Annotated in this window: 17 protein-coding genes; 13 read left to right on the forward strand and 4 right to left on the reverse strand. The window is 45.5% G+C overall.

What is annotated here, in order from left to right; genetic code table 11:
* Positions 1-73 precede the first annotated feature (73 nt).
* From fliD to EX191_RS22925, 9 genes are all read left to right on the forward strand, one after another.
* On the forward strand, positions 74-1,411 hold the full coding sequence (gene fliD, locus EX191_RS11480) for a flagellar filament capping protein FliD (RefSeq protein ID WP_104970451.1): 1,338 nt from the start codon (positions 74-76) through the stop codon (positions 1,409-1,411).
* 19 nt (positions 1,412-1,430) lie between these two features.
* A complete protein-coding gene (gene fliS / locus EX191_RS11485) occupies positions 1,431-1,817 on the forward strand; it encodes a flagellar export chaperone FliS (RefSeq protein WP_005375014.1) in 387 nt (128 codons plus the stop codon).
* A complete protein-coding gene (locus tag EX191_RS11490; RefSeq protein ID WP_005398525.1) occupies positions 1,801-2,121 on the forward strand; it encodes a hypothetical protein in 321 nt (106 codons plus the stop codon). Before fliS ends, EX191_RS11490 begins: the two co-directional genes overlap by 17 nt.
* Entirely contained in the window at positions 2,118-3,191 is a 1,074-nt protein-coding gene (locus EX191_RS11495) for a flagellar hook-length control protein FliK (protein WP_109169234.1), read from the forward strand. Before EX191_RS11490 ends, EX191_RS11495 begins: the two co-directional genes overlap by 4 nt.
* A gap of 22 nt (positions 3,192-3,213) precedes the next feature.
* Positions 3,214-3,714 carry a flagellar basal body-associated FliL family protein gene (locus tag EX191_RS11500; protein WP_005398533.1) on the forward strand — a complete coding sequence of 167 codons (501 nt, stop codon included), beginning with the start codon at positions 3,214-3,216 and terminating at the stop codon, positions 3,712-3,714.
* Positions 3,715-3,726: 12 nt separating this feature from the next.
* Positions 3,727-4,455, forward strand: coding sequence for a FliA/WhiG family RNA polymerase sigma factor (locus EX191_RS11505; RefSeq protein WP_005396579.1), 729 nt, complete (start codon positions 3,727-3,729; stop codon positions 4,453-4,455).
* Between the two features lie 10 nt (positions 4,456-4,465).
* Positions 4,466-5,323, forward strand: a complete 858-nt coding sequence (gene motA / locus EX191_RS11510) for a flagellar motor stator protein MotA (RefSeq protein WP_005396580.1) — start codon at positions 4,466-4,468, stop codon at positions 5,321-5,323.
* The gene (locus EX191_RS11515; RefSeq protein WP_005396581.1) at positions 5,323-6,315 is read left to right on the forward strand and encodes a flagellar motor protein MotB; all 993 of its coding nucleotides are present in this window, start codon (positions 5,323-5,325) and stop codon (positions 6,313-6,315) included. Before motA ends, EX191_RS11515 begins: the two co-directional genes overlap by 1 nt.
* A 78-nt stretch (positions 6,316-6,393) precedes the next feature.
* Positions 6,394-6,681: a hypothetical protein gene (locus EX191_RS22925; protein WP_031780567.1), complete on the forward strand. Its 288-nt coding sequence runs from the start codon at positions 6,394-6,396 to the stop codon at positions 6,679-6,681.
* Here EX191_RS22925 and EX191_RS11520 read toward each other — a convergent pair.
* The 4 genes from EX191_RS11520 to EX191_RS11535 all read right to left on the reverse strand — a co-directional run bounded on the left by EX191_RS11520 (position 6,678) and on the right by EX191_RS11535 (position 8,231).
* On the reverse strand, positions 6,678-6,896 hold the full coding sequence (locus tag EX191_RS11520) for a DUF6500 family protein (RefSeq protein WP_114322771.1): 219 nt from the start codon (positions 6,894-6,896) through the stop codon (positions 6,678-6,680). The two genes, EX191_RS22925 and EX191_RS11520, sit on opposite strands and share 4 nt — an antisense overlap.
* 10 nt (positions 6,897-6,906) lie before the next feature.
* Positions 6,907-7,284: a PH domain-containing protein gene (locus tag EX191_RS11525; RefSeq protein ID WP_005396583.1), complete on the reverse strand. Its 378-nt coding sequence runs from the start codon at positions 7,282-7,284 to the stop codon at positions 6,907-6,909.
* A gap of 118 nt (positions 7,285-7,402) precedes the next feature.
* The gene (locus EX191_RS11530) at positions 7,403-7,618 is read right to left on the reverse strand and encodes a TIGR02450 family Trp-rich protein (protein WP_193447783.1); all 216 of its coding nucleotides are present in this window, start codon (positions 7,616-7,618) and stop codon (positions 7,403-7,405) included.
* A gap of 139 nt (positions 7,619-7,757) precedes the next feature.
* A complete protein-coding gene (locus EX191_RS11535; RefSeq protein WP_005462762.1) occupies positions 7,758-8,231 on the reverse strand; it encodes an HPP family protein in 474 nt (157 codons plus the stop codon).
* 98 nt (positions 8,232-8,329) lie between these two features.
* On the opposite strand from EX191_RS11535, the gene EX191_RS11540 reads away from it, so the two are divergent.
* From EX191_RS11540 to EX191_RS11555, 4 genes are all read left to right on the forward strand, one after another.
* Entirely contained in the window at positions 8,330-8,875 is a 546-nt protein-coding gene (locus tag EX191_RS11540) for a TetR/AcrR family transcriptional regulator (protein WP_193447784.1), read from the forward strand.
* Between the two features lie 98 nt (positions 8,876-8,973).
* Complete coding sequence (locus EX191_RS11545; protein WP_046875740.1) at positions 8,974-9,411, forward strand: MerR family DNA-binding transcriptional regulator; 438 nt, start codon at positions 8,974-8,976, stop codon at positions 9,409-9,411.
* Between the two features lie 253 nt (positions 9,412-9,664).
* On the forward strand, positions 9,665-10,609 hold the full coding sequence (locus EX191_RS11550) for an SDR family oxidoreductase (RefSeq protein ID WP_005462753.1): 945 nt from the start codon (positions 9,665-9,667) through the stop codon (positions 10,607-10,609).
* A gap of 24 nt (positions 10,610-10,633) precedes the next feature.
* Complete coding sequence (locus tag EX191_RS11555; protein ID WP_124008091.1) at positions 10,634-11,716, forward strand: saccharopine dehydrogenase family protein; 1,083 nt, start codon at positions 10,634-10,636, stop codon at positions 11,714-11,716.
* Positions 11,717-11,764 lie beyond the last annotated feature (48 nt).

An 11,764-nucleotide genomic window follows, 5' to 3' on the forward strand; every position in this document is an offset into this window, starting at 1 on the left:
ACGTATCTTGCGATAAGACATATATTCCAGGCATAGAGTTACGCCAATTACCGATGAGAGAGGGAATAAGCTCGTGAGTTCATTAGATCCAATATCCATGGCAACTAAGTTGGCTACGTACGACGTTCAACCATTTAAACAGCGCTATCAGCTACAAGCCGATAAATACCAATCTCAGTTATCTGCCTTGGGCAAAGTTGAAAGTGCAATGCGTGAGTTCCGAACTGCTCTCAAAGAGATGAACAGCAGTACTAGCAGCATCATTAAAAACTCAACAAGCATTTCTCAAGAAGGTTACTTTACAGCTAATGCTGACGCAAAAGCGCTATCCGGTAGCTACCAGATTTTCGTTGAACAAGTTGCAACATCACATCAAGTCTCTACAGGCATGCCTGCAGACCTTGACGCCACTACAGAGGTTCCGACTTCAGGAACTCTCGAATTCACCATCAACGGTGAAACGATGACACTTGATCTATCAACAGTCGATACCGACGGTGATGGTACAGCAACAATAAGTGACTTAGCGACTGCAATTAATAACGACAGCGATAACCCAGGTGTAAATGCAACCTTAGTGCGCTCAAACGGCCAGACTCACTTTATGCTTTCAAGCACTGAAACTGGTGTTGCTAACCAAATCAACGTATCGGCGTCTGGTACTGGCCAAGCCTGGTTTGAAGATGCATTCACAAACCTCAATCAGATAAGTGCTCCACAGGATGCTGTGATTTGGTTAGGAGCAGAAGGAACTGGGCTAAAACTAACAAACTCAAGCAATACGTTTGAAGGTGTTATCGATGGCGTAGATATTACCGTTACCAAGGCTCAAACCTCAGGAGAAACCGCTATTGGTTTAGGTATCGGAGCTGACGACGAAGCAACAAAAGAGCAGCTCAATAAGTTCGTAGAAGCCTACAACACATTGATATCTGCGATTGATGAGCACACGCAAATCGGCGGCGAAGATAAAAAGCGAGGCGCTCTGGCAAGCGATCCAACTATGCGTTCGATTGAAAGCCAGTTAACCAGCCTGGTTCGAGGTGAGCACGGCGGCATGCGCTTGAGCGAAATCGGTGTGACATTGGACCGCAATGGCAAAATGAAAGTGGACCAAGAAAAGTTTGCCGAGGCACAAAAAAACAACGGTGCGGGCTTGGAAGCGATGTTCAATGGCGACGGCGCTTTACTCGACTCTATTGATGCTATGGTCGAACCATTCCTCAAATTCTCTTCTGGAGCGTTCAAATCTCGTAAAGAATCGCTACAAGCAAACATTGATCGCATCTCAGATAAACAAACTACTTTAGAGCGTAAATACGACATGTCGTACAAGCGTTACCTAAAACAGTTCACTCAAATGAATACATTAATGACCCAAATGAACCAAACCATGTCAATGTTTGGCTAAGGCTTTAGGAGAATATCTCATGCTTATGGACTCTGGCTATGACTCGTACCAACAAGTCGATCTCGACGCGCAAGCGGCAGCAGCGAACCCACACCAATTAGTCATTATGTTGATCGATGGCTTACTTGATGAAGTTGAACGTATTCGTGGCCATTTGGCTGCGAATCGCTTGGCTGAGAAAGGTAACGGAATCAACAAATGCATGAACATCTTGATTGGGCTCACAAGCGCTCTAGATGATGAGAATGGTGGCGAAATTGCTGAAAATTTACGCCAGCTGTATGACTTCTGCCAAGTTGAGCTTTATTACGCCAGCGTGCAGAACGATGCGAATCGCTTGGTTAATGTCGAGCGTGTAATGGGTAATATTCGTGAAGGTTGGATGAATTTTGGACAACAAGCATAAAGTGTCGCCAGAGCGATTTCGTCATTTATCTCAGCTCATCCAATTCGCTACAAAAACAGCAGATTGGCATGCGCTTAAGCGCTATGACTTGCAGTTGCGAGAGCTATTGATCAGTCACAAACCTTTTTTGAAGGATCCTAAGCTTGCACCTGAAATTCAACGTGCCAAAACCGTTCATGCTGATGCATTCGCTAGATTAGAAAAGTCGAAGAACGAGTTAGAAAAAGAGATGAACATGGTCAATGACCATCAAGAGCGCGCTATGGCCTATCAATTAGCGATGACCATGGAGCTAACTCAATGATCGTATCTCCTTCAACTCAAATATCCGGCAATTCATCACCTGGCCATGAAGGCAACATAAAACAAGCAAGAGCTGTACACGGTTTTTCTCATAACCCTATGACTGAGCATAGCCAGTATGACGGCCAAGGTTTCGCCTCAGCTTCAACCGTGCCGAGTTTTCATCTTACCGCTCCAGCTTTGGACAGCGAAGAAAAGGCGTATGATCGTGGTTCGGATGCTGACGAACACTCGGCTTCTGAAGCAGATGCTCACCTGACAAGTACACTGGGTTCAACAGAATCACCTGATCTTGCTATGCAAGCTCAGGCTCTAACCCAGAGTATGCTCACTATGGCCGAAAAGCAGCCGGGTCAGTTCGGAAAAACTCCGCCTTTAGCGGTAGCTAACGACGTTAAGTCTACAACACAAGACTCAAATAACGCCTTGCTAAACACCTCTCCAAAGCAACAAGAGGTGCAACAAAGCCAACCGATGTCATCGAACTCGCGTCTATCAATCTCCAGTGCCGACTTTCAGACCCTATTGAGTCAACCAGCTCAAGGGCAACCAACGGCCTCACCACTCCAAGGACAAACACCAACGCCACAAGCCCCAAACACCGCCGTTGCCACGAGTCATATTCAAACTCAAGGCTCTGAGTGGGCGGCTGTGCGCGTTGACACCAGTGCTGGGAAATGGGGAGAGCAAATGATGCAAGTTCTGCATGACCGTGTGACTCTTCAAGCGCAACAAAATGTACAAGAAGCCAAAATCCGCCTCGACCCACCGGATTTAGGTAAGCTGGATTTACTTGTACGCGTTGAAGGCGACCGACTAAGCGTGCACATCAATGCCAATGCAGCCGCAACACGAGAAGCTTTAATGCAAGTGTCTGAGCGTCTACGCACAGAACTGCAAGAGCAGAACTTCGTCCATGTCGATGTCAACGTGGGCTCTGATCAAAGTCAGAGTCGCAATGACCAACATACAAATGAAGAAGACGCCACTATTTTCGCAGCACGAGAATCTGGTGCATTCCAAACTACAACAACAAACTATTCAGAACACTGGCTGAACACTCAAGCCTAGTTAATCCTCGAGGAAAAAGGTTATGACCAAACAACAAATGATCGCCCTGTTTATCGCCATGATCATCACCAGCGCCCTCGTTTCGGCCGCCACGATTATGGGCGGAATCTGGTACTTAAACAAACACGCTCAAGAGTCACCTGACTCTGGTTCCTTGATCGATGATTCTCCATTGTCATTTTTAGTCACAGAAGAACCGACAAGCAAAGGTCCTAGCTTCCATCCTTTAGACAAAGTCGTTTTAACCGTAAAAGGTAAAAAGCAAACTCACTTTGTCATGCTAGAACTAGCAATTGAAACACGCCGTCCTGAGCGTATCAAAGACATTGATGAATACATGCCAATGGTACAAAACTCATTATTAAAATTGTTTAGCGACAAAACATTTGATGAGTTACAGCAAGCGGGTGCCATTGATATTCTGCAAAACGAAGTAAAACAAACGCTTTTACTGGCTTTTGCTAAGACAGACATCGTTCGCGAAATCGACGATGTTTTGTTGACTAAATATGTTGTGCAATAACGGAGCACAACCATGTTAGACATGAATATACAAGACACCTATACCACAGAAGAGGAAGTGACGACGCCATCACGCCCAATTGACGAAAATGCACTGCTGCAACGTCATCAAGTTATGGTGAAACGCGTCGTTAACCAGCTACGTGTTCATGCAACTTCTCACTGTAGTATTGAAGATATGCAGCAAATTGGCCTTATCGCTCTAGTTGAAGCTGGACGCCGATACGGCGATGTTGACGATCCTCATTTCCCTGCCTTTGCCGTGTGTCGCGTTCGAGGTGCAATTTTAGACGAATTGCGCCGGCTAGATTGGCGCTCACGTAAAACTCGCCAACAGGCTCACGAACTCAACGACGTGACTCGAGATCTCACACGCTCTTTAGGTCGGATGCCTACGGATGCAGAAATCATCCAAGCCTTGGGGACGAATGAGCAGGACTATTACAACCGCCAAAATGCCGCCCTTGCGGGAGAGATGCAAAGCCTTGACCAACTGATGGAAAGCAGTGGTGATAGCTATATTGGCGGGCAATATGATGGCATGGAACATGAGCATATTCGTCGTAGTTTAGATAGCGCTTTAGGCAAATTGCCGAAGCGTGATCAATTGCTGCTTACTCTGTTCTATCAACATGAACTCAACTTACACGAAATAGCTCTGGTATTGGATCTGACACCACCTCGTATATGTCAGCTTCACAAACAAGCGCTGAAACAACTCAACCAATTAATGTCCTCTTAGGAGTCACAAGATGCAAAAGTTTTTTGGAGTCCTCACTATCCTGGTGTGCGTCTTCGGTGGATACATGTGGGCCGGCGGTAACTTAGGCGCTATCTGGCAACCAGCCGAATTCCTTATCATCATTGGCGCTGCTGCTGGTTCTTTGATCATCGGTAACCCACCTCACGTACTGAAAGAAATGCGTCGCCAAGTGCCTGCGACCATCAAAGGCCCGACAGAAGAGCATGAGTACTACATGGAATTAATGGCGCTGCTCAATAACTTGCTCGAGACAGCGCGCAACCGTGGTTATAAGTTCCTCGACTCTCACATTGAGTCGCCAGAACAGAGCTCTATGTTTCTCGCTTACCCGACGATTGCTGAGGATCATCGCCTAATTTCTTTCATTACTGATAATTTACGTTTAATGGCAATGGGACAAATGTCGCCTCATGAATTAGAGGGACTGCTAGAGCAAGAAATTGAAGCTATCCAAAACGAAATGCTTTTGCCTTCACGCTCATTACAGCGTACAGCAGAAGCACTACCTGGCTTCGGTATTCTTGCAGCAGTTGGTGGCATCATTATCACCATGCAGGCCATTGATGGCTCAATCGCTATGATTGGTTATCACGTTGCAGCAGCTCTCGTAGGTACATTCATTGGTATTTTCGGTTGTTACTGTGGTTTAGACCCACTAAGTAACGCCATGGCTCAGCGAGTAAAACGTAATATGACTGCTTTTGAATGCGTACGCGCAACCTTGGTTGCCTACGTAGCGAAGAAGCCGACATTGCTCGCCATCGACGCTGGTCGTAAACATATTCAGCTAGACATCAAACCAACATTCAACCAAATGGAGAAGTGGTTAGCTGAACAGGAGGGATAATGCAAAAACAAGAGCATGTAGTGTTCAAACGTGCCAAAGCACACAGCCATGATGAACCTCATGGCGGCGCGTGGAAAGTCGCGTTTGCTGACTTCATGATCGCCCTAATGGCGCTGTTTCTTGTGCTTTGGGTTATGCAGGTGGTAGACAAAGAAGAGCGTAAAGCAATTGTCGCCCACTTACATAGCTCAAGCGTATTCGACAAGAGTTACGGTAATCCATTTGATACTTCACAAAGTATCTCTCCTATTGACTTGGCACAGGACTCTTCTGTGCCAAGTAAACACAATTCCAACCACGTGGTAAGCTCATACTTTCGAGGTGACGGCGATGGGCCAGAAATCGACTCGTTGATTCCTGGTAACTTCGATACTCAGGAGCAACTTGCAGCGCTGGCGAAAGTCATTGAACGAATGACCGCTCAGATTAACGCACAAGGGAATGTCAACGTAACCGTGACCCCACAAGGCTTACGTATCGTCCTTCAAGATGATTACAAACAGCATATGTTCAGTCGTGGTGGCGCAGAGCTGACCCCTTTCTTCGAAGACTTATTACTTGCACTTGCGCCTGTATTTCAGCGTGTGAACAACCCACTGATCATCAGCGGACATACGGATGCGATTCCATTTAAAAAACGCTTTGGTCGTCAATCAAACTGGGCGCTATCTGCATCTCGAGCTGATGTCGCAAGAAATACGCTGGTTGAAGGTGGCATGCCGGATGATCGCGTCATGCAGGTCACAGGCATGTCGGATAGAGCACTGCTTAACCCTGATGAACCAGATTCAAGCGAAAACCGCCGTATCGAGCTGTTCGTTTTAACGACGCCAGCAGCCAAAGTACTCGAAACTCTTTTTGGTAACCACCAAGAAAGTGAACTGCAAAAAGCGAAAGATAAAGCCGAATTTAACCAACCAGTCATTCGACAAGAAGTCATCAATTACTCGGGTGATACGGCCACCAACGAAGTAAATATTCAAGAATTATAACCTCAAAAGGTCACCTCGCCTGATGGTGACCTTTCTAACTGAAACCTCTGTTACTGTGACTTTTTAGTTGAGTTCTATATGCACATAACACCTTCCGAAAACAAAAAACGCGATCTGTTGAAGAAAGCCTTTTTATGGTTAATTGTCTTCGACTACCTTTTATTGGCGTTTTTCTTAACTCAGCTGTCCAGTTTAACGCTTAACAGTGGGACCATGATTAGTATGCTGCTCGTCGTCTACAACGTCTTACTCGTTTCTCTGTGCTTTCAAAGAACCAATAAACAGGACTCTTATATTATCTACCCTGTTTTATCCGCGACGTTGTTGGCATTTGTCTGCTTTCTTTATTTCTTTTTTTTAATTTAGATACCAGACTCCACCATTGATTTGATTTTTAATGCTTTCTCGAAGTGGTCGAGCCGATGGGTCTGAATCCACCACGTAGCCGCCTCCATCAACTGTTCAGGATCATCATTTTTGTTGGCAAAAAACGCATAAAATGAGAGCCCAACCTGCTCACCTTTGCTTGCGATCTTTTTGTCACAGACCTCTATTATTTTGTCTCTCAATGAAGCTCTCATTTCTATTCCCTTACGCTAGTACATACTCACTAACCATACGGTTGAAAGAAATCAGATCAAACGAGCCTTTAATTTCAAAACGTACTCTTCCCACCTCACTCATGAAGAACTCAATTTCACAGTCTAAGTCAAAGGTACCAGACGTCTCGATAGAAAATGCATTGATCTTGCTATAAGGCAGCGACGTGTAATCCACTTTTGAGCCCGTAATCCCTTGCACATTCGCCGCAATCACTCGCTTGTTGGTAAACACCACTTGGTCGCGAACCGTTTTAAAGCCCGCAAATACCGACTCGCCATCAATAAGAAACTTGTGAAAATCTTCCCTAACTTTTGATACCTCAATGGGTTTAAGCTTAAACACTGACGAATTGTCGAAATCGATCATAGTCATTCCTTTTTAGTTGATAGCGAACAAACTCAACGTAGCAGATACACAGACCGTTGCCTATCAGTTAAGTATCATCTTTCGATTTCAAACCCAGGAAAAAATTCAACAAAGTGCGTTACTTCCACCCTTGCAGCCATAGCTCTGGGTCTTTCAGATCTTGCCAGTTCATCTCTTGCTCACGTTTACTCATAACGGCTTCAATAACACATTTCACAACATTGCCTTCTTCATCCAGCTCCATTTCTGTTACGACAAAGTGCTTCTCTTTATTTTTAGGTGACGTCGCCGTCCATTTGCTGTGCAATAGTTTCTTTGGGTGAATTCTATTCATCGCAGTATACCAATTTAACTTTCATCTCTATGTATACGACTGAATACCAAGAGAGAATCAGATTTTATTTTTAAGCATCCACGAAAGGGAAAAGCCGCAAAAGAGGTCATCCCCCAATGCGGCCTTACTTGCAACCCACCTAGGTCTTTTGACCGTTCAAACGAGGGTTTAAGTACTGACTCTGTAGCAACTGCAACGCCTTACCAACCAGCACAATCACCACAGCGCCGATCAGTACTGGCGTGAACAGAAAGCTCCACCCCTGCCCAGATGCCATGATCAAGATAGGATTTGCACCCGCAGGTGGATGCGTTGTCTTCGTAATCAGCATCGCTGACACACCTAACCCAGTCGCAATCGCGAGCGTGATTGGCGTGATCTCAACGTATTGGCTAAACGCAATACCGATAGATGCCGTAATGAAGTGACCAATGATCACATTTTTTGGTTGAGCGAGAGGGCTGCTAGGCACCCCAAACACCAACACCGCCGTAGCACCAAATGGCGCCATGAGAAGTACAACCTCAGTAAGAGATACCTCGGCGTAAGACAACACACCAATAGCCAATGTCGCACCAAGCCCCGCGACCAACGATAAAATTAAATTATTCATAAACACCTCAAAGTAGACCGAATTGTCTACAAATTAAAATAGACAAACCTGTCTACCTTTGTCAATATGTGTTTGTAGAACTTTTTGAGGACGTAGTTATGAACAAAAAGAAACAGTTATTGATCGATACCGCGTTGTCGCTGTTTTACAAACAGGGCATCAACTCCATTGGCATCAATGAAGTCCTTAAAGCTTCTGGCGTGGCTAAACGCACGCTGTACAGCCATTTTGAGAGCAAAGAAGCGCTCATCCTCGCCGCACTAGAACAACGCCACCAAATCTTCATGGCGTGGCTAGAGGAGAAACTGTCATCAGCACAATCGAGCACAGACGTGATCGACCAGTTGTTTACCGCGCTTAACGGCTGGTTTCATGGTTCTGAGGAAAAATTGGGCGAGTTTCGCGGCTGTTTCTTCATCAACACGTCCGCCGAATTCAGTGACGACAGCGGCGAGATTGCAACGTATTGCCGCCACCATAAACAACAGGTTCGAGAGCTAATTCAACGCTATCTCAAATCAGACAACACATCATTACTCGATGCCATTTGCATCATGAAAGAAGGCGCCATCACTACCGCTTACATGACAAAAGAGTACGACGACGTCACAAAGAAATGCGTGGAAATTTTGCGCAAGCTGTAACGGTAAGAAAGCAAAAAACGAATCGACCGAGCACCAAGCTGGCGAGAATGTTCAGAAATGGTAAGGTTATTTTATCAACCTAATGAGACACGCTTGATATGAAAATTGGCGAACTGGCGCAAAAAACGGGCCTTGCTCCCTCGCGTATTCGATTTTACGAGCGCATCGGACTGCTAAAAACCGTGACCCGTAAAGCCAACGGGTACCGCGAGTATCCGCAAGAAGCATTAATGATTCTGGACATGATCACAACGGGTCAGCAAGCTGGATTCAGTTTGAATGAACTAAGTGCGTTACTGCCATCCGACCTTTCTAACTGGGATCATCATCAGTTATTGACAACCTTGCAGCAAAAAGTCCAAGAGCTCGACGAGCTTGAGCGAAAAATCGCGCAGAGCAAAAGCAAGTTAAAAGAAGTACTTAAAGAGATTGAAGCTAAGCCAGATGACATGGACTGTGCAATGAATGCAAAACGCGTCATGTCTCAACTTGGTCAAACGATTCTGGCCAAAGAAAACCCTTCAAATAAAAAGTAAAACCGTCACCAAATCAAGTCAACGTTAACAAGCGAAGCTTTACTCTTGATGTTGGATTATAGATTCGCCAATTCCCCTGCCAGCCACTAAATTGAGTCTGTAAAAACCATTCGCCCTTAGCTCAGATGTGCCATCTCCTTGTTTCTATAATCAATAAAAAATCAATCCGATTTATCTTCAAAATATGGGTTGACCTTAAACCTAACTTTAATCTTAGGATGAATATCAAAGCAACACAGCAGGAGATTGGCGAATGCAAACGATATTGGGTGCAAGTGGGCAAATTGGCCGTGAGCTGGCATTAAGCCTAAAACGAGACTTTACGAGCGACATCCGTTTGGTGAGCCGCAATCCACATCGAGTCAACGAGACGGATCAACTGGTAAAAGCGGACTTGCTCGACGCGAAACAAACATCAGATGCCGTAAAAGGTTCTAGTATCGTTTACCTTACTGCAGGGCTACCAATGGATACTCAACTGTGGGTGGAACAATGGCCAACAATGATGCGTAATGTCATCGCCGCATGTAAAACTCATCAAGCAAAGCTTGTTTACTTTGATAATACCTACATGTACCCGCAAACGGATACGCCTCAACAAGAAGATGCACCATTTCAACCTAATGGAGAAAAAGGTCGAATTCGTGCGGTCATTACTGACATGCTGCTAGAATCGATGAATAAAGGAGAAATCGAAGCCGTTATCTGTCGTGCTCCGGAATTTTACGGCCCGGGGAAAACACAAAGCATCACTAATTCCGCCATTATCGATAATCTACTTAACCAAAAGAGTGCAAAAGTGTTTTTACGTGATGACACCAAACGCAGCTTAATTTATACGCCAGACGCAAGCCGAGCGATGGCGCTAATTGGGAATACGCCCGATGCTTACGGACAAACTTGGCATTTGCCTTGCGACGATCGTCGACTGACGTATCGGGAGTTTATCGCTGTTGCAGCAAAGGTTTTTAACGTTCAACCGAAATACAAAGTCATCAAGCGCTGGCAATTGTGGCTAGCTGGGCGATTTAATCAAACCATTCGAGATGCAGCCGAGCTTTTGCCTCGCTACGAATCTGACAACCTTTTTGTTTCAGATAAGTTTCAAACTCGTTTTCCAGATTTTCAAATCACCACATTCGAACAAGGCTTGACCACAATTCAACAAGAAAAAGCCAATGACCAGAAACCTCTTTAAGCAGGCATTGATAGGAGCTTTTTGATGAAAGATAACACACCGGCATCATCCCCAGATCGTTGGATCATATACGGAGCCAATGGTTATACAGGCGAGCTCATTGCGAGAGAGGCCGTAAAACGAGGTCACCACCCAATCCTTGCTGGTAGAAGTTTAGAGAAAGTACAAAGCCTAGCGGCTGAACTAGGGCTGCAAAGTCTTGCTTTTTCTCTTGAGGATAAAAGCAGCGCAGTCCAACACATTTCGGGTTCATCACTGGTATTAAACTGCGCAGGACCCTTTTCTTCGACGGCAAAACCGATGATGAAAGCGTGCCTAGAAGCAGGCGCACATTATCTCGATATTACAGGTGAGATCTCTGTGTTTGAGTTTGCACAAACGCTGCAATCACAAGCAAAGGAAGCTGGTGTCGTATTGTGCTCCGGTGTTGGTTTTGATGTTATTCCAACGGATTGCATTGCAGCCACATTGAAAGCTGCGCTACCAGATGCAACACACTTGTCTCTCGGTTTTGACTCTCGCTCTGGTTTTTCTCCGGGCACGGCGAAAACGTCTGTCGAAGGTTTGGCTCAAGGCGGAAAAGTGCGACTTAACGGAAAAATCACCACCGTTCCGCTAGCGTATAAAGTTCGTAACATTGATTTTGGTGACGGCGAAAAACTTGCGATGACCATTCCGTGGGGCGATGTTTCAACCGCCTATTACACCACGGGGATTGAGAATATTGATGTTTTTATTCCCGGATCGCCGAACATGATAAAAAACGCTAAACGAGCGAATTGGGTTCGCCCCCTTCTCGGCATAACCTGGGTACAAAGTCTCATAAAAAGCCGTATTGAAAGAACCGTAAAAGGACCAAATGAGGAGCAAAGAAACCAATTACCCACATATGTGTGGGGTAAAGCAAGCAACAAACTCGGACAAAGCAAAACAGCACGAGTACAAACGGCCAATGGCTACAGCTTAACCGTAACGGGATCTCTGGCGATTGTAGAACACCTGCTACATACAAAGCCTGAAGCCGGTGTATACACCCCCTCTAAGCTCATGGGCTCCAATTTTGTGTCGCAGCTTCCCGGCTCTAGTGGCATAACCATTGAAGAGTAAACCAAAAGGCACCAATCGGTGCCTTATGCATTAACCGGGGTTGAGACC

Origin of the sequence: Vibrio chemaguriensis (assembly GCF_012275705.1) — a bacterium.
In the GTDB taxonomy this organism is placed as follows: Bacteria; Pseudomonadota; Gammaproteobacteria; order Enterobacterales; family Vibrionaceae; genus Vibrio; species Vibrio diabolicus.